This window comes from Paenibacillus durus ATCC 35681 (assembly GCF_000993825.1).
GTDB lineage: Bacteria > Bacillota > Bacilli > Paenibacillales > Paenibacillaceae > Paenibacillus_AQ > Paenibacillus_AQ durus_B.
Map to the genome: position 1 here is coordinate 1,877,521 of NZ_CP011114.1, position 17,726 is coordinate 1,895,246.

General features: G+C 50.9%; 17 protein-coding genes and 1 pseudogene. 14 read left to right on the forward strand and 4 right to left on the reverse strand.

Annotation, left to right across the window (positions count from 1 at the left end; genetic code table 11):
• Positions 1-222: 222 nt before the first annotated feature.
• From VK70_RS08475 to VK70_RS08500, 6 genes and pseudogenes are all read left to right on the forward strand, one after another.
• The gene (locus tag VK70_RS08475; RefSeq protein ID WP_025698693.1) at positions 223-651 is read left to right on the forward strand and encodes a chemotaxis protein CheW; all 429 of its coding nucleotides are present in this window, start codon (positions 223-225) and stop codon (positions 649-651) included.
• A gap of 247 nt (positions 652-898) precedes the next feature.
• A pseudogene (locus tag VK70_RS08480) lies at positions 899-2,224 on the forward strand (methyl-accepting chemotaxis protein); the annotation flags it as partial.
• A gap of 234 nt (positions 2,225-2,458) precedes the next feature.
• Positions 2,459-3,046 (forward strand): TetR/AcrR family transcriptional regulator, encoded by a 588-nt coding sequence (locus VK70_RS08485; protein ID WP_036642248.1) that lies wholly within the window; start codon positions 2,459-2,461, stop codon positions 3,044-3,046.
• A 64-nt stretch (positions 3,047-3,110) separates the two neighbouring features.
• Positions 3,111-4,244: a glycosyltransferase family 2 protein gene (locus VK70_RS08490; RefSeq protein ID WP_036642242.1), complete on the forward strand. Its 1,134-nt coding sequence runs from the start codon at positions 3,111-3,113 to the stop codon at positions 4,242-4,244.
• A 193-nt stretch (positions 4,245-4,437) separates the two neighbouring features.
• Positions 4,438-5,640 (forward strand): ABC transporter substrate-binding protein, encoded by a 1,203-nt coding sequence (locus VK70_RS08495; protein WP_025698687.1) that lies wholly within the window; start codon positions 4,438-4,440, stop codon positions 5,638-5,640.
• 11 nt (positions 5,641-5,651) lie between these two features.
• The gene (locus VK70_RS08500) at positions 5,652-6,206 is read left to right on the forward strand and encodes a GNAT family N-acetyltransferase (protein WP_025698685.1); all 555 of its coding nucleotides are present in this window, start codon (positions 5,652-5,654) and stop codon (positions 6,204-6,206) included.
• 69 nt (positions 6,207-6,275) lie between these two features.
• On the opposite strand, the gene VK70_RS08505 is transcribed toward VK70_RS08500, so the two are convergent.
• The 3 genes from VK70_RS08505 to VK70_RS08515 form a co-directional block, all read right to left on the reverse strand.
• Positions 6,276-6,695: a GNAT family N-acetyltransferase gene (locus VK70_RS08505; protein ID WP_025698683.1), complete on the reverse strand. Its 420-nt coding sequence runs from the start codon at positions 6,693-6,695 to the stop codon at positions 6,276-6,278.
• Between the two features lie 108 nt (positions 6,696-6,803).
• The gene (locus VK70_RS08510; RefSeq protein WP_046723136.1) at positions 6,804-8,489 is read right to left on the reverse strand and encodes a methyl-accepting chemotaxis protein; all 1,686 of its coding nucleotides are present in this window, start codon (positions 8,487-8,489) and stop codon (positions 6,804-6,806) included.
• Positions 8,490-8,610: 121 nt separating this feature from the next.
• A complete protein-coding gene (locus VK70_RS08515; protein WP_025699045.1) occupies positions 8,611-9,162 on the reverse strand; it encodes a helix-turn-helix domain-containing protein in 552 nt (183 codons plus the stop codon).
• A gap of 219 nt (positions 9,163-9,381) precedes the next feature.
• On the opposite strand from VK70_RS08515, the gene VK70_RS08520 reads away from it, so the two are divergent.
• The 3 genes from VK70_RS08520 to VK70_RS08530 all read left to right on the forward strand — a co-directional run bounded on the left by VK70_RS08520 (position 9,382) and on the right by VK70_RS08530 (position 11,104).
• Positions 9,382-9,783, forward strand: coding sequence for a DoxX family protein (locus VK70_RS08520; RefSeq protein ID WP_025699044.1), 402 nt, complete (start codon positions 9,382-9,384; stop codon positions 9,781-9,783).
• Between the two features lie 29 nt (positions 9,784-9,812).
• Positions 9,813-10,592 carry a DODA-type extradiol aromatic ring-opening family dioxygenase gene (locus VK70_RS08525; protein ID WP_025699042.1) on the forward strand — a complete coding sequence of 260 codons (780 nt, stop codon included), beginning with the start codon at positions 9,813-9,815 and terminating at the stop codon, positions 10,590-10,592.
• A gap of 158 nt (positions 10,593-10,750) precedes the next feature.
• Positions 10,751-11,104, forward strand: coding sequence for a YrdB family protein (locus VK70_RS08530; protein ID WP_051505200.1), 354 nt, complete (start codon positions 10,751-10,753; stop codon positions 11,102-11,104).
• 173 nt (positions 11,105-11,277) lie between these two features.
• Here VK70_RS08530 and yiaY read toward each other — a convergent pair whose 3' ends face one another.
• Entirely contained in the window at positions 11,278-12,432 is a 1,155-nt protein-coding gene (gene yiaY, locus VK70_RS08535) for an L-threonine dehydrogenase (protein WP_025699040.1), read from the reverse strand.
• A 127-nt stretch (positions 12,433-12,559) separates the two neighbouring features.
• Here yiaY and VK70_RS08540 point away from each other — a divergent pair, with 127 nt between their 5' ends.
• The 5 genes from VK70_RS08540 to VK70_RS08560 all read left to right on the forward strand — a co-directional run bounded on the left by VK70_RS08540 (position 12,560) and on the right by VK70_RS08560 (position 17,688).
• Positions 12,560-13,435 (forward strand): helix-turn-helix transcriptional regulator, encoded by an 876-nt coding sequence (locus tag VK70_RS08540; protein ID WP_025699038.1) that lies wholly within the window; start codon positions 12,560-12,562, stop codon positions 13,433-13,435.
• A 239-nt stretch (positions 13,436-13,674) separates the two neighbouring features.
• Entirely contained in the window at positions 13,675-13,941 is a 267-nt protein-coding gene (locus VK70_RS08545; protein ID WP_025699036.1) for a CD3324 family protein, read from the forward strand.
• 132 nt (positions 13,942-14,073) lie between these two features.
• Positions 14,074-14,979, forward strand: a complete 906-nt coding sequence (locus tag VK70_RS28885) for a GNAT family N-acetyltransferase (protein WP_025699035.1) — start codon at positions 14,074-14,076, stop codon at positions 14,977-14,979.
• A gap of 415 nt (positions 14,980-15,394) precedes the next feature.
• Entirely contained in the window at positions 15,395-16,351 is a 957-nt protein-coding gene (gene cysK, locus VK70_RS08555; RefSeq protein WP_025699033.1) for a cysteine synthase A, read from the forward strand.
• Positions 16,348-17,688 (forward strand): nitrogenase component 1, encoded by a 1,341-nt coding sequence (locus VK70_RS08560; RefSeq protein ID WP_025699031.1) that lies wholly within the window; start codon positions 16,348-16,350, stop codon positions 17,686-17,688. Before cysK ends, VK70_RS08560 begins: the two co-directional genes overlap by 4 nt.
• Positions 17,689-17,726: the final 38 nt, after the last annotated feature.

Here is a 17,726-nt window from a genome sequence, read left to right on the forward strand (position 1 = left end):
CAGCGAACGGATTAGAATGTAAACTTAACAAAGGGCAAGCCGTATACGGACTGTTATGTCTGGTATGAACGGCTTGCCTTTTTCGGTTTGGCGGCACGGCCGCTCGACCCGCTAACGAATCTTTCAAGGCTTCATTGATGTTTCCTTCACAAATTCATCGCCTAAATCATATTTTAGGGCTGGAGGGCTGAGGAAGGTCCTGATAAAAAGGAGGGAGAGGTCATAGCCACTGCAAAAAGCGAACAGTTTGTTGAGCTTACCGCCGGATCAGAAACATGCGCATTAAGTATTAAAGACATCCACGAGATTATCAGGATGCAGGACATTACGGATATACCATTCAGCAAACCCGCGGTTAAAGGCATAATCAATCATCGGGGCAGGGTTGTTCCCGTAATGAGTCTAAGGAATCTGCTTGGGCTGCCGGATGAGTCTTACACTAAGACAACGCGAATAATCATTGTAAGCCGTAATGAAGAGCTCATTGGATTCATTGTCGACAAAGTCAGCCACATGACGGCATATGATAAGATTCATTCTCCATTGGGCGCGGCATATGAAGACAGCCGAGATGGAGTATTTCTTGGAATTGCCAGCAAAGGAGAACGGCTTATTGGCATTCTGAAGCTGGAAGGGCTGTTAGACAGCTAAGGGAGAGCGGGCAATAACAATGGAGCGGTGGATGAAATTGCAGACAGCCAGGAGGTGGTAGTTAAGTCACGGGGAGCTTTCCTTGAACCAGGGTCCCATGTAGCCGGAGCAGCAATTCCCGGCAGCGGACAACTTGCGCTTATTTTGGAGGCTTCTTTTCTGGCTGGTTGATGATTTGCTCAATGTAATACATTAATAAGTGTTTGGTCTGGGAGGACAGCTTATGAAATGGTTCTATAATTTAAAGACCGCTGTGAAGCTACTGCTGGCTTTTTCCGTTCTTGGCATTATGGTATTGATCACAGGTCTAGCCGGGATAAAGCAGCTAGGGGAAATGAACAACCGGCTCAATGACATGTATCAGAATCATTTCTTGGCAATTAAGCCGCTCATAGAAACAACAGATATTTTCAACCAATCGAGAAATGAAATACGAAAATTATATACGGGGAGCGCAAGCGAGCGTTCATTAACCATCAAAGCACTTAGAGACGACATGACCGCTGCCGGCAAAAAGCTTGAGGAATTCAAGAATACAGAGCTTTCAGCGGAATCCCAGGAACAATTGCGCGTCTTGGAAACGGCTCTGGACAGCTACAAACAGACTGTTGATGAGATCATTCAAATGGCCGCCGCTAACCCAAACAACCAGCTGCTTCAACTGCTTAACGATGTTAATGGAGTGTATTCTCAAGGAAGAGATGATACCGTAGCCGTACTCGATAAGCTGATTGATATAAACGCAAGCGAAGCACAGCGGGCCGAACAGGCAGGGAAAGAGGCGTTTGCCTCAGGCCGAGAGCTTGTTTATTGGATTATTGCAGCGGTGGTGGCTGTCACAATCGTTATGGGTATTTTTCTGTCCAGCATAATATCAAGACCTCTTCGAAAAATAGGCGGCGCTGTCAAGCAAGCTGCTGAGGGAGACCTGGAGATCGTATCGGGCATTAGCACAAAGGACGAGATTGGTGTGCTGGCAAACGCCGTGGATGTAATGATCCTGAACCTGCGAAAAGTAGTGGACAGTGTTCTTCATAGCGCCGAAAGCTTGGTAACCACTTCACAGCAAATCTCCGCCGCGAGTGGGGAAATTGCCGGAAGCGATAGCAATCAGGCCGAGCTTTCCGGACAAAGCGTAAGCATAACCGATAAGGGCAAGGAAGTAGTCAATTCCTCGATAAACAGCATGAATGATGTTTGCGGCCATATGGCGGAGCTTGAAAAAGACTCGCTTGTGATCGGCGGCATTGTTGAAGTGATCGAGGATATCGCCGACCGGTCGAACCTGCTTGCCTTAAGTGCGGCTATCGAAGCCGCCCGCGCCGGAGAACAGGGACGAGGCTTTGCTGTGGTTGCCGATGAGGTTCGGAAGCTGGCGGAAAGCAGCAGTTCGGCTGTGAAAGAGATTACCGGCATGATCAAGGGCATTCAGGAGAATATACATCTAGCAGTAATTACCGTACAGCAAAGCGTGACATATGCCCATAAGACCGCCGAGTCTTTTGGAGAGATTCAAAAAATGGTCAGTGCATCGGAAGCGAAGGCAACGAAAGAAACGGCAGCGGCTAGTGAAAAAATGACGGCGACCGCTCAAGCTTTAGCTCAAATGGCGGATGAATTGCAGAAATCGGTCAGTATTTTCAAGATTGACCGGAATGAAGGGACCGGGAGGGAATCGGAGTAAAGATAATGGACGGGATGGGAGGCGTATCGCCTCCCGGCTGCTTCCCGCTTGTCAAAAAACGGAATTTAATTTATCATCAGATTAGTACAATCGTTCTATATTAAAGGAAAGTAGTGAGGAATAGTGTCCAAGAGAAGCTACGACAGCGAACGGGTCCGGCAGGATGTGCTGAAGGAAGCCGAAGGGCTATTCTCGCGAAAAGGGTATACCGCCACCTCGATCGCGGATATTTCCAAGGCAACTGGACACAGCAAGGGTCATATTTATTATCACTTTAAGAGCAAAGAGGAGCTGTTCGTCGCTCTGGCGCAGCAGACGATGCGAAGGTGGGGGGAGCGATGGCTGGAGCTCGCAGCAACTTGTTCCTCGCCTTCGGATAAGCTGTACGCCATTGCCGATTTCGTGATGAACAACTATAAGCAGGATCTGCTGAAAGCGGGCCAGGAGCTGGCGGCGCTTCCCGATGTGCAGATGTCCACCTTGCAGGCGCTGTATGGTTTGGCGAGCACGCCGATAGGGGCTTACCACGAAATCATTAGCGAAGGAATGGCAAGCGGCGACTTCAGGCAAGGGGACGCGGAGCGGCTCAGCCTGCTGTTCAGCGGATGGCTCGGCGGGCTTAACGCGTTCGTGCACACGCTGGACAAGGAGACGCTGCAAGATTTGTACCGGGAGACGGTGTCCTTGTTTCTACGGGCGATTTCCGAGTAGGAAACCCGTATTTTTTTCAGAAGATTAGAACGATCGTACAATTTGAGAAAAAGGGTGATGCCGCATGGAATGGTTGTATTGGCTGCTTTCGGGTGTAAACGCGCTGATGTGGGGAGGCGTGGCGTTATTGTATACGGCCAAGGCGGGACAGATCGGCCAACTGTACAAGACGGAAGTGATGCCCCTGGAAGAACCGCCGCTGATCTCGGTGATCATTGCCGCCAGAAATGAGCATAAAGCCTTGGAACGCTGCATACGCTCGCTTGCCGGTCAGACCTATTCAAACCTTGAAATTATCGCTGTTGACGACCGTTCTACGGACAGCACCCGGGCGATTATCGAAGAGATGGCTGCCAAGTACCTAAGTGTATCCGGAGTATATATAGAGGAGTTGCCGGAGGGCTGGATGGGAAAAAGCCATGCTTTGTACGAGGGAGTGAAGCGGGCGAACGGAGAGTGGCTGCTTTTTACGGATGGGGATACCCTATTTCAACCGGAATGTGTATCCAAGGCGGAGGCCTACTGCCGGAAGGGGCGGCTTGATCATTTAACGCTTATTCCCGATTTCCACGGCAGTCATTTGTTCTCGAAATGGTACGGCGCATTTATCTTTCTCAGCGCGTCGTCCTTCGGGATGCTCTGGAAGGTGAAGAATCCGAAAGCACCGCAATCGCTCGGTGTTGGAGCTTTTAATCTGGTCAAGCGCAGCGCCTATGAAAGAATCGGCACGCACGCGGCTTTCTCTTATAACACAACAGACGACGCCACGCTCGGCAAAAGAATCAAACAGGCGGGCTGCCGCCAGGATGCCGTATACGGTACCCGAATGATTGCCGTCTGGAACTGGTATGAGAGTCTGGGACAATTAATCGGAAGTGTGGAAAAGTCGGTGTTCAGCTTTCGAAACGCGCTGACCATAACCTTTTCCTGTCTGCTGACAATGCTGTATCCTTGGGCAGGTCTCTTTATCGGTCCGATGGCTCCGAGAATACTCTGCGCGGTGAGCCTGCTGTCGGTATTCTGGCTGTACTATGTTTACGCGCGCCATGCCGGCGGCGGCCGATGGTACGGCATTGCCCACCCGCTAGTCGGGCTTTGCCTTATATTTGGCGGGCTCCGGGGCGCTGTCCGGGCTTCCCGAAGAGGCGGCATGACCTGGCGCGGTACCACTTATGATCTGAAAAATTTGAAGTCCTGAAGGGGGCAATAAGGGGTATCCCATTCTAAGCGGGTGCCCTTTTTCGGTAGAACCAAGAAATTCAACCAATCGTTCCGCTTACAAAGTGATAAGTATGACATTGATCACGCCATTTTTGTGAAATTTTTTAGAAAATTTAATGAAACATGAAAAGTCATCATAGAGGAGGCATAACAAGCTAAAGGAGGCCAAAATGGGCGCAATCAGAACGTATTTGAAGCTTGGCGAGTTGTTGGAACGTTATCCGGATAAAGAGGGTGTGCTCAAGGAGTTTTTTGATGCGGGCTCGTCAGAGGAGCTGCTTCGCCGTTACGGAGCGGACGCTTACCTGAACCGGATGCTGAAGAGCGAAGCGAAACCGGCGGACACCCTGCTGTCGCTGCTTAATGAGGGAGAGGAACATCAGCCGCTGCCCGCAGCGGGAGACCTGGACTTTCTGGGAATGACCATCTGTTTGATGCGCCAGCGGTTTCAGGCTTGCTTCGATGATTGGATGACGGATTACCGGGAAGAGACAGGCGGAATCTTCAATTGTTACCTGCCCCGAAATTGCGGCAGCGGCAACCCGTACCGGAATGTCTGGCTGGCTGAGAACGTCCGTGACTTCCCGGGCATTGTGAGCGGCTGCGGGTTTAGCGATTTTTTCCGTACCGAGTTCCGGGACAATCTGCTTACGAAAAATGTGTTTCAATCTGTCGACATGCCGATCAATGCTTCGCTTTCCCAGGAACTGCTTGATCCCTTTGGCGCTTATACGCTGTATGGAATCTATCCCTATGTGATGATGATCGACGAGACCCGAATCGGTTCGCTGCCGCGTCCGAGGGAATGGGCTGATTTGATGAATCCCGTCTACGAAAATAATGTCATTGTCATCGGTTCCACCGAAAAAGTATCGGAGCTGCTGCTGATGTACACGCATAAAGAGCATGGCGACGAAGGAATACGCCGGCTCGGCGTGACAATCAAGGACGGCTGGCACGGTTCCAAAATGGCTAAACACGCAGGCAGCGGTCTAACGGAAGGCGCGGCGATTTATGTGCTGCCTTATGCTTTTGCCCGGTATAGTCCGAGACCGGATAAAGTATCCGTCGTGTGGCCGGAGGACGGAGCGATCGCGAATCCGCTGTTCATGCTGGTCCGTAAGGATCGGTACCGCGATCTGGAGCCGATTGCGCGCTATATGACCGGTCCGCAGCTTGGCCGCGAGGTGGCCGCCTGCTCCTTCCCGGCGCTTAATGCCGAGGTGGACAACGGACTGCCGGCGCATGCCAAGATGAAATGGCTGGGCTGGGAATACCTGCGTTCCATCGATCTTCAGCAGCTGAAAGGCCATACCCAATCGCTGTTTCAGCAGAATTGGAAGAGAAACTCCCATGTGGAGGTTTCCAAATAAGGAGAAATGAAATGCAGATTAACCCACAGGAGTTCAGCGTAAATGGGCTAGGCTATACGATTAGATCCGCAGTTGCCTATGACGCGCCAGCTTTATCTGAAATCAGAGTGCGGATTGACGGAGAGACTGAAAATTTGGACAGAGAGCCGGGGGAGGCGTTCATAGATACACCCGGTTTTGAACAGATGATTAGAACGGATACGGAAAGTAGGAGAAACCTGTTCTTAGTTGCAGCAGTTGATGACAGGATCGTCGGATTTTCAAGATGCGAAGGAAATCCATTGAAACGGTTCTCCCATAAAGTGGAATTTGGAATATGCGTATTAAAAGATTATTGGGGATATGGCATTGGGAAAAATCTGTTGCAAGAATCTATCTCTTGGGCAGATTCAAACGGTATTAAAAAAATAGCTTTAAATGGTGTGCTGGAAACAAATCATAAAGCCATAGAGCTATATAAAAAGCTTGGATTTGAAATAGAAGGGGTTTTAAAAAAGGACAAAGTCCTTGCTGACGGCACGTACTATAACACCATTGTTATGGGAAGATTTAATGATCAACTTTAGACCCAAACCGTTCGCAATGGCTTCAACATCGGAACTTTGGGATGGACGAAGAGAATAGCCTCGTCAGTCTCAAGGTTCCAGCCTCATATAAACGCTTCTCTCTCTAAATCCGAGCGACTTCCAAAATGCATAGGCTCGTTCATTCCAGAACATCACCTCGATATCCAGCTTGTCCGTTTCAAGACACTCCCTAAGCTTACGGAAAGCAACCAGGCCGTAGCCCTGTCTTCTGCTATTCCGGCAAATAAAAAAATGCCTTACATACAGCGGGCTGCGGCCATGATCGACAAGCGCGTAACCTTTGACCTCTCCGGCTGCCGAAAACAGGTATGCTCTATATTCTCCCCCCAAAAAGTTCTTCATCCGTTCCTTCAATTGTTCCGTATCCATTGTATTATCATGCTGTTCGTCTTCGATCAACTGCCGGTTCAGTTCTACCAACAGCTCCAAATCGGTCTCTCCACAGGTCTTAATGACCAAGTTATTCATGTATGTTTCCTCCCAAAGCAGAATCCTGCATATTGATATGACCGCGTTAGAGAAATCTAACGCGGCGCAGCCTATTTCGCTTGTAATCTTTAACCGAGGGGGGCGTCATCAGATTTTAAAGCGGGAGATCAGCGACTGGAGGTTTCCTGCCATGGTGCTTAGCGATTCGGCTGCGGAATGCATTTCTTCGCCGGAAGCCAACTGCTCCTCGGTTGCTGCGGCAATTTCTTGCGTGCCCGCTGAAATGTCGCTTGTTCCTATTCCTACGGATTCCATCGTTTGCGATACGACAGTGAACTGGCTGTGCACAAGCTGCGCCGAGCCGGAGATTTCCGACGTTTTACCGGAGACCTCGCTTATAGAACGCAAGATCTCTTGGAACTGATCCAAGCTAAGGCTCGTGATTTCGTTCCCTTCGGCGGTTCTGGCTTTGACGTCCGTCATGCTGCTGAGCGCCAGATTGGCGTTCTCGCGAATGTTTGCGATGAGTGTACTGATTTCTTTGGCCGACTCGGCGGAATAGCCCGCCAGCTTTTTCACTTCCCCGGCCACTACGTTAAATCCGCGGCCCGCTTCGCCCGCTCTTGCCGCTTCGATTGAAGCGTTGAGCGCAAGCAGGTGGGTGTGCTCGGAAATTTCGTTGATCAGCGAGGTAATCTCCGCGATCTTCACCGTTTGCCCGGAGAGCAGGGTTAATCTCGAATCCGCCTCGTCAACCGCCCGCTTGATATCGTTCATTTTTTCTCCCATTCGGGCAATCGTCTGCTCGCCGGCACCGGCCCGCTCACGCATGCTGAGCGAAGCGGCGGCCATGCCGGAGGAGTAATGAGAGATGGATTCGATCCTTGCCAGCGATTCGCGGGTCTCTTTTGCATTAACTTCAGTAAGTCTATTTTGCTCGGAAGCTCTGTCGGCAATGGTCTGCATGGACCCGGCAATAAGCTGTGATGTGGAGCTGGACTGCTCGACGCTTGCGAAGAATTGCTGCGATACGGCAGAAAGATGGTTGGTGGCTTCGCCGACTTTACCGATGATATCCCTTAAGGATGTGACAAAAGCATTGAAACTTCCCGCCAGCATGCCAAATTCATCATTTTGAGCAATATGTATTGTTCTTGTAAGGTCGGCTTCCCCGGCCGCGATTTCATTCATCTGCTCATTAAGCAGTCTTAAAGGCTTCAAAATAATTCGCAGAAGCAGGATGGAGGCGGCCGTTCCGAGAATTACACTTAAAATAGCGACTGTCAGTAAAATCGTTTGAGAGCGGGCTGAGTTTTCTTTAATATGATTCTCAACCGGAGCAGCCTCCTCCGCAAGCAGCTTAACCACTTTTTCAACGGCCGGATTTACATTTTGCTTCCGCAGGCTTCGCTCTTGCTCGAAATGTATATTTTCGGCCTGCTGCACAGAGCCGCTCCCGCGCAGGCGAACCATTCCGCCGTTCAATTGGAACAGCTTCGTCAAAGCGCTTTCGATCTCTTGCATCGCTGAGCCATACTTGCTCTTAAGAACCGGGGCCATGGGTTGCAGCAGTTTGTTAATATTGTCGATCTTCGTTTGCATTTCCCCTGTGAATTCCGTCTGGCCGGTAAGTAGGTATCCTCGCTCGTCATTTGCCAGCCCGGCCAGCAGATATTGAACCTGCTTCATGTCCCGCTGCAGTTCATTCAGTTCGCGCAGCTCCTGCGCTTCTTCCGCTATTCCACGGATTGATGTTACAGCCAAAATACTGCTGCCGGCAAGCGCTGCAATCAGCAGCGACACCAGCACGATTAATTTACTTCTGACTTTCATTTCCATTCCTCCAGGACTTTATACTCTTATTTATATCGGGAGGTGTTACCTGCTTTGTTACACCACAGTGCCGAAAGATTAGTCAGAACTCCGCAGTGTACTGTCCCGCTTCAGGCGTACGCTACATCAGCTTCCAGTCTTCCTGTTCCTCGGTATACACGGCGACGAGCACAAGGGCGGTATCTTCCCCTATATTTTGGACCTTGTGGGGAGTGCAGGCATTCCAGCTAAAAGAGTCGCCTTCCTCCAGCACCGCCGCATCCTCCCCCTGCTCGGCAAGAATCCTGCCCCGGATAACCAGATGCGTCTCCTCGCCTTCGTGGGCGCGGGGAGCTGCGCCGGTGGATGACCCGGGAGGGAACTCGACGAGCACCATCCGCATATTTTTCGTTCTGCTCAAATGGAATACTTTTAATTGCTCGGGTCCGCTGGTAGTTTGCGGGCGTTCCTGGCTCCGGACGATATGCATTTTTTCTTCTTTTCGGAGCAGCAGGTAGGCCAGCGGCACACCTAGTGCTTGGGCGATGCTTTCAAGTGTTGCGATGGACGGTGAGGTTTTATTCGTCTCAACTTGGCTCATGAATCCTTGCGACAGCCCGGTCAGCTCGCATATTTGGGCGATTGTAATATTTTTGCGTTTACGTATGGAGCGGATCGTGGAACCGATATCCACAGGCAGTCACCTCGCTTGAAGTTATGTAGGGATTCCAATATTTTAGCATTTTCGGCGGCGGAAAGACCAATCCAATTGAATAGGTATTAAAAAATTGGTTAATAAATAACAATTAGTAAGAAACTATATTTATTATTGACAAAACGCACTTTTTTGATTATGTTTATTTACACAAAATAAAAATTTATATTGCTTATATTTTAGGAGGAGAAATGAATAATGAAAAACACAGTAACGATTTTGATGAGAGTGGTACTCGGCGTCTTATTCCTGGCTCACGGGATCAGCAAAGTGCAAATGGGTCTCGGCAATGTCGCGGGATGGTTTGACAGTATCGGTCTTCCCGGATTTTTAGCTTATGTCGTAGCGGCAATTGAGCTCATTGGCGGGATTATGCTGATCTTAGGTCTGCTCACGCGCTACGTATCGGTGCTGCTGATTATTGTGCTTCTTGGCGCAGTCTTTACCGTAAAGCTGTCTGCCGGCCTGCTCGGCAATGGACAATCCGGGGGATATGAGCTTGATTTGACCTATATCTTGATCGCTCTGTACCTGGCTGTTGCGGGCTCATCCGGCTTGTCACTGGATCGCGTACTCTTTCGCAAAGGCGAACAAGGTTGATGGATACCCCATAAGAGGAGTGAACCGATATGATGCCGTCTTACTTTGTTGCGCACGGAGCGCCGTCGCTTGTGATTGAAGATCATGAGTATACCTCTTTCCTGAAAAATATGGCCGCTACGCTTCCGTACAAGCCGAAGGCCATTGTCATCTTTTCCGCCCACTGGGAGCATAACGTCCAGCAGGTCAGTGCGGTTAACACCCACGGCACCATCTACGATTTCTCCGGGTTTCCGGAGGAAATGTACCGGATGACGTACCCGGCTTCCGGGGACGCTTCGCTTAGCGAGCAGGTATTGTTGCTGCTGAAAGAGGCAGGGATTCCAGCCGTGCCGGACACAAGCCGGGGGCTCGATCACGGGTCCTGGGCGGTGCTTAAGCTGATCTATCCGGATGCGGACATTCCCGTCGTGGCGCTGTCGGTGAATCGGTATCTGGACAATGCGAAGCAGTATGAAATTGGAAAAGCGCTGGCGAAGCTGCGGGAGCAGGACGTTCTCATCATCGGCAGCGGCGGAATCGTCCACAATCTGCGGCAGATCAAATGGGGCGCTGGAGCCGAATCCGTAGATGCATGGGCGCTTGAGTTCGATACCTGGATAGAGAAGCGTCTGGAGGACTGGAATGTGGAAGAATTATTCCGTTACCGGGAGCTTGCGCCATACGCAGAACAGGCTGTGCCGACAAATGAGCATTTCATTCCGCTGCTGCTGGCGATGGGAAGCGGGGATGCGGTCCGGCAAGCGGAGCTTCTTCACCGAAGCTACCAGTGGGGGAGCCTGAGCCTGACGGCTTGGCGGTTCAACTAAAGCGGGGAAGGAGGACAGAGGCCGTCTCGCCTTCCGCCCAGCGATAGCCTTCACCCAAAAAATAAACTTGAAAAACTAATGTCATTAGTTTATATTTAAACTAACGATATTAGTTTTTTGTTTTTTGCGGGGAATTTGCATGAATAAGAGGGCAGGAGATGAATGAGATCATGATTGAGATGCTGAAGATGTTCAACCTCGGGCTTCGCTTTATGCTGGAACTGATTGTCTTGACTGTTTACGGGTTCTGGGGTTACCGGATCGGGTGGGGGGCATGGAGCCGATGGGTTCTTTCCATCGGTCTGCCGCTGGCTGCGGCTGTTCTCTGGGGAATGCTGGGCGCTCCCAAGGCGGATTTTGCTTTGCCGGTCCCGCTGCATTCATTGCTGGAACTTCTGATGTTCGGTCTGCCGGTCGTTCTGCTGCTGCGAATGAACCACACTGCACTCGCAGTGTTATACGGAGCAGTGGTCCTCGCCAATAAGCTGCTGATGATATTTTGGAACCAGTGAAGGTTGACAGTGGAAATTCGGCATTGATGTCCGTGACTCAGGCGCTCATCTTCATACCGGCCAGCTGCTCCAACAAAGTTATCGAAAAAAACCCATCCTCCATTTGCAGAAGGATGGGTTCGTCCATATATAGTAGAGAGGAGGACGAGCGGGATTAAGTACTGCTTACATCGTTACATGGCGTGTTCGAAAATTTCCATGATTTCATCTTGCGAGCCTTGGACCGGATTGGTCACGCCGCATGCATCCTTCAGCGCGTTTGCCGCAAGCACCGGGAAGTCTTCCCGCTTCACGCCCAGCGCCGACAGCCCGGACGGGATGCCGACACGCTCCGCCATCACCTCAATGGCCTCTAGCGCAAGCGCCGCACCTTTTTCCGCAGCGACGCCCTCGACATTCCGGCCGAGCGCCTGCGCCACATCCTTCAGCCGCGCTGCGGCTTTGGCCGAATTATACCGCTCCACATGCGGCAGCAGAATGGCGTTACAGACCCCGTGCGGCAAATTGTAGAAGCCTCCGAGCTGATGCGCCATCGCGTGGACATAGCCAAGGCCCGCGTTGTTGAACGCCATGCCGGCTAGGAATTCGGCATACGCCATCTGCTCGCGCGCTTCCTTGTCCGATCCGTCATCTACGGCCCGGACAAGATAATCCCGGATAAGATTAATCGCCTTAAGAGCGCAGGCATCGGTAATCGGCGTCGCGTTGATTGAGACGTACGCTTCGATCGCATGCGTCAGCGCATCCATGCCCGTGGCGGCGGTCAGGGATTTCGGCATTGCCATCATCAGGTCGGGATCGTTGACCGCGATCAGCGGCGTCGTATGCTTGTCAACTATCGCCATCTTGATATGGCGTACCTCATCAGTGATGATACAGAACATCGTCATCTCACTGGCCGTTCCGGCCGTCGTGTTAATGGCGATGAGCGGAGCGGCGGGCTGTGCGGACTTGTCTACGCCCTCGTAATCTCCGATTTCTCCGCCGTTTCCGGCTAGCAGCGCGATTCCTTTGGCACAGTCATGCGGCGAACCGCCTCCGAGCGAGACGACGCAGTCACACGAAGAATCCTTGTAGAGCTGCAGACCCTCGCGCACGTTCGTCACCGTGGGATTCGGCTGCGTTCCGCTGTATACAGCGGAGCCGATTCCGTTTTGATTCAGCATATCCGTGACTTTGGCGGCAATTCCGATGTCCACGAGCGGCTTGTCGGTAACGACAAGCGCTTTTTTGTAACCGAGCTTACTGATTTCTTCACCAGCGTCCGAGAGCGCTCCAGATCCCATCAGACTCATTCCCGGCATCATAAATTTTGCTTTACCTGACATTTCGGCACCTCGCTATTTGTTGGTTGGAAAATAATGTGATATCCTTGCTTTAATATTAAAATAAGGCTTTAAACATCAAAAAACTAACCGTAACTGCGGTAAAATACACGAAACTTCTGGAGGACGCATGGAAAAGCTTTTAAAGAACTTTAGCCGGTACGATGAACTGCACTACGGGTTTCAAACCGATTTGATCCGGATTTTATATTATGATCTGCCTGAGCATTACTACGAGCAGTACTCTTCTTATGAATACTCCAAGCTGTGTACGATTTTGGATGGGGAGAAGAAAGTGCGGATTAATAAAACGGAGAGCTTTCATTATAGGTCTGATGAAATGATTCTGCTTCCGCCGCACTCCTCAGTCGAAATGTCGATAGAGCGCCAGACGAAAGCGCTTGTATTCGAGCTGGGCGATGAACTGATTGAGCGCCTTGAACCAGTGGTAGGCGAAGAATTCGGACTTGCGGAGAAAGCGACGGTCGGGGATGTTGTACGGTGCGGATTGAAGAGCGATGAGATGGACCCTGTCGTAAAGGCAATCAGCCGGATGAAGACCTACATGGCTTACCCGGGAGACAGCAAAATCTTTCTGGTCGACCTTGCGGCGCAGGAACTGGCATATCATCTGCTGCGCATCCGGGCCTTCCGGCTGAGCCTGCATAACGAGAGCAAACATCCTGTGTTCCGCGCCATCCGCGACATTCACTCACAATTGTTAACGCTTGCATCTGTGAAAGAGCTGGCAGGCAGCTATAATATATCGCACACTCATTTCACCCATCTGTTCAAAAGGATAACAGGTCTCGCCCCGCTCGAATACATCACCCGCGAAAAAATGAAACTCGCCAGTAAGCTGCTTCAGGAGCGCACGGTTACGGAGACGGCAATGCATCTGAATTACGACAACATTTCACACTTCATTGCTTTGTTTAAAAAACAGTTTGGCGTGACGCCTAAGCAGTATCAGCTCAGCCGCACGCCGCAGGATAGCCGCATTTAATGCATCAAGTATGTGCCGCGTATCCGAGAGCGATTACCGGAGATTCGCCGTCAAGGAGGTGAGGGAAATGAACCAAATTATCGACTTCGTACTCATTTATGCTCCATGCAAAGTCTGCGGTATAAACAAAGCGAAGCTTGCATGGAGCGGTTATTGTTCGCTTGCAGGATCGTGACAGCGGTTTATACCCGCCGGCTTTGCCCTTAAAATATCAATTTATTTTAAGGAGCGGGAGCCGCATGAAATATTTGAAGGCCGATGAAATTCTTCCGAAGGAACTGCTGAAAGAGATTCAGCGGTATGTGGAGGGAGGCATTCTCTATATCCCCAAGTGCCATGGACCGAGGAAAAAATGGGGAGAAAACTCGGGAGGGGCTGCTTACTATCGGGCACGCAACGAGGAGATTCGCGACCGTTTTCATCACGGGATATCCATTACCCGATTGTCAGAGCTGTATGGGCTGTCCCTGGAAACGATCAGAAAAATTGTTTACGCCAAAAATTAATTTCGGGCGAGCGGCGGAAAGCCGCTCTCTTTATTTTTCATAAGGCAGGACAAGAACAATTATACCCATTGTCGGAATTTACGTCCGCTCAGGCTGGCGGTATGATGGGAACCAGAGAGGAGGGGAATTTGCATGAAGATTAAATACCGCGGCTACCAGCGGGGAGATATGATGAAGGTGCGCCGATTTCTGATGGACAGTTACTCCAATTTAAAACAGCCGAACAGCTGGTTGATCGACCGTTGGGAGTTCGAGATTTTTTTCGGGGAAGCAAGGAAGGGACAGCTTGAGGACTGGGAACGGCAGGTTGGATTATGGGAGGATGAAAGCGGTAAACTTGCCGGTGTCGCTTGTATGGATGGCGATATGTATTTTCAACTGAATACTCTTCATCCTACAGAGAGCCTGATGAGCGGATTGCTGGATTTTTACGAGGAACTGGCGGATAAAAATTATTCATATAACAACGTAATTCATTTGGTTATTCCGGAGTTTATGACAAGCCTGAAGGCGCTGGCCAAGAACAGGGGATATGTGCAGGCGGATGGAGGCGATACGGTCGTTTCGATTGAGCTGGATCGAGATTTTCCGGTGGAATTGCCGCCGGGCATCACTCTCCGTAACGGACAGAGGCTGAGCGACCGGGATAAAGCTGTCGGCCATATTATGGCCTTTAACTATCCGAATACGGAAGAGGCAAAATGGACACTTGAATATTATGGGGAGCTGCGGAAGGCGCCGGGCTACCGCCCCGAACTGGATTTGGCTGCGGTTAACGGACGGGGAGAGGTGGTGTCATTTTGCAACATATTTTGGGATGACCGGAACAGGATAGGTATGCTTGAGCCTGTAGGCACTCATATCGATTACCGGCGGCTCGGACTGGGCCGGGCGGTCATCTATGAAGGCTTGAATCGGCTGAGAGCAATGGGAGCGGTCAAAGTATATACGGGTCCGACGCAGCCTTTCTATGAAGCAATCGGATTCAGAACGGAAGTGACGATGAAGCGCTGGTCCAAGAACAGTTCAGGAACTTAATGGGAAGCATATTTGCATTTTTGAGAAACCGGAATTGAAAAAATTTGAAAAAAGTTCATTGACAGCGCGGGAAATCTTCTCTATAATCCACATTATCCATTAATTCACATTGAAATAATATGATTTAGCAATTAGCTGACCGGACCCCCGGAAGCTGAGCCTCCTAATGTATTTGGAGCGCTTGGCTTCCTTTTTTTATCCGCCGGATTGTGATTATTATCACATATATTGCTGCTTTATTTATACTCGTATGCCAACCAGTTCACTGGAGGCTTGATCTTGACCATTCATGGCGGGGACAAGTCTCTTTTTTAGATTAAAGAGGGATTCGGCAACTTCATCGAAAAGACTCCAATAGGAGTTTTTCTCATAACCTGCATCTTCTGCAGTTCAAATTGAAATGGAGGAACAAGGTATGACAAGAATCGCTAGTAAACTGACGGACCTTATTGGCAACACTCCGCTATTGGAGCTTAAGGCCTTCAACGAAGAGAAAAATCTGGGTGCGCCGGTAATAGCAAAGCTGGAATACTTCAATCCGGCAGGAAGCGTAAAGGACCGGATCGGTTATGCGATGATCAAGGATGCGGAGGATCAGGGCCTGATCGGTCCTGGGACTGTTCTAATAGAGCCTACAAGCGGTAATACCGGAATTGCGCTTGCTTTTGTAGCTGCGGCCCGCGGATACCGGCTGATCTTGACGATGCCTGACACGATGAGCATAGAGCGCCGCAATCTGCTGAAGGCGCTGGGCGCTGAGCTGGTGCTGACTCCTGGCGCGGAGGGTATCAAGGGTTCTGTCCGCAAGGCGGAAGCGCTGGCGGCGGTTACCCCGAATTCGTTCATTCTGCAGCAGTTCAACAATTCGGCCAATCCTAAAATCCACCGTCAGACAACCGCCGAGGAAATCTGGCGGGATACAGACGGGAAAGTAGATATCTTCGTCAGCGGCGTCGGAACCGGGGGAACGATAACCGGAGTTGGAGAAGTTCTGAAAGAACGGAACCCGGATGTGCAGATTGTGGCTGTGGAGCCGTTTGATTCTCCAGTTCTTTCGGGCGGAAATCCCGGTCCGCATAAAATCCAGGGTCTTGGCGCCGGATTCGTTCCGCTCATTCTGAACCGGGAAATCATCGACGAGGTGTACAAGGTACGGAACGAAGAAGCACTGGAAACGGCGCGGGAATTGGCGAGCACGGAAGGGCTGCTGGTTGGCATCTCCTCGGGCGCAGCCGTCTTTGCAGCCTCTCAGCTGGCTAAACGAAAAGAGAATAGAGGCAAAAATATTGTCGTGCTGCTGCCGGATACCGGCGAACGCTACTTATCCACCGTATTGTTTCAGGAACCGGCGCAAACAGGAGGTTTATCATGAGCAAAGTAATTGAAAGACCGCGTTATGTATGCGCCCTTGGCGGTGCGATCGGCACTATCCAGTCCCTGCCCCGGGCGATTCCGATTCTTCATTCTTCCTCGGGCTGCGGCGGGAATCTGGCGGGCGCCCTAAGCGGAGCTTCCGGGTATAACGGCGGCAATTATTGCGGCGGGCAGGCGCTCCCAAGCTCGAACGTATCCGAGCGGGACATTGTGTTCGGCGGCGAAGGACGGCTGTACGAACAAATCGAGAATACCCTGAAGGTAATGGACGGGGATCTGTATTTTGTAGTCACGGGCTGCATGGTTGAAATGATCGGCGACAATGTTCATGCGGTAACCAAACGCTTCAAGGGCGGAGAATTACCGGTACTGGCGGCGGAAACGGTCAGCTTCAAAGGAAACTCCTATTACGGTTATGAGCTGGTTCTTGAGACTTTATTCCGCGATTTTGTCGAAAAGACTGAGGAAAAAGACGCCAAGACGGTCAACTTGTGGGGCGTTGTTCCGATGCAGGACGTGTTCTGGAAAGGCAATCTCGGTGTGCTGAAAAATTTGCTTAAGAAGCTGGGCTTCGAGGCCAATACGTTCTTCGGCCAAGGCGAGACTTTGGACAACCTGAAAAATGCCGCCAAAGCAAGCCTCAACATCGTGGTGTCGGACGCATACGGGATCGAAGCGGCCAAAGTATTCGAAGAAGTACACGGTGTTCCCTATCTGACGGTTCAATTGCCGGTTGGCGATCACGGCACTTCGCGTTTCCTTCGTACAGTGGGCAAGGCTCTCGGCGTCGATGACATTAAGATCGAGAGATTGATCCAGGAAGAAAGAAAGGCGTACTATCCTTACCTGGAACGTCTGGCCGATGTGTACAATGACCTCGATTTCCAGCGTTATGCCACCGTGGTTGGCGATCCTAATTACACGCAGGCGCTGACGCGGTTTCTTGCCGACGATCTGGGCTGGCTGCCGGAACTGGTTGTTATTACCGACATATTGGCGGAGGAACAGAAGGAACGGGTTCTTGCCACGTTCAGCGATTATGAATCCGGGCTGCGCCCGGAAATTGTATTCGATGAGGATGCCTCAAGTGTCGGCGGATACATCAACCGTCACTGGCCGCAGAACCAGGGGCAGAAATATTATAAAGGGTTTGCGCCCGGCGTTATTCTGGGAAGCGTCATGGAACGCGATACGGCGGAGCAATTCAAAGTACCGCTTCTGCCGGTCACGTATCCCATCTCCAACCGTGTAGTGCTGAACCGGGCCTACGCCGGATATACGGGCGGGCTTACTCTAGCCGAGGATGTGCTGAGTCTGGTTGTCGCTCATCGTTAAAAGGTATCTTTTTTACATCATACATTTAGGAGGTTTGC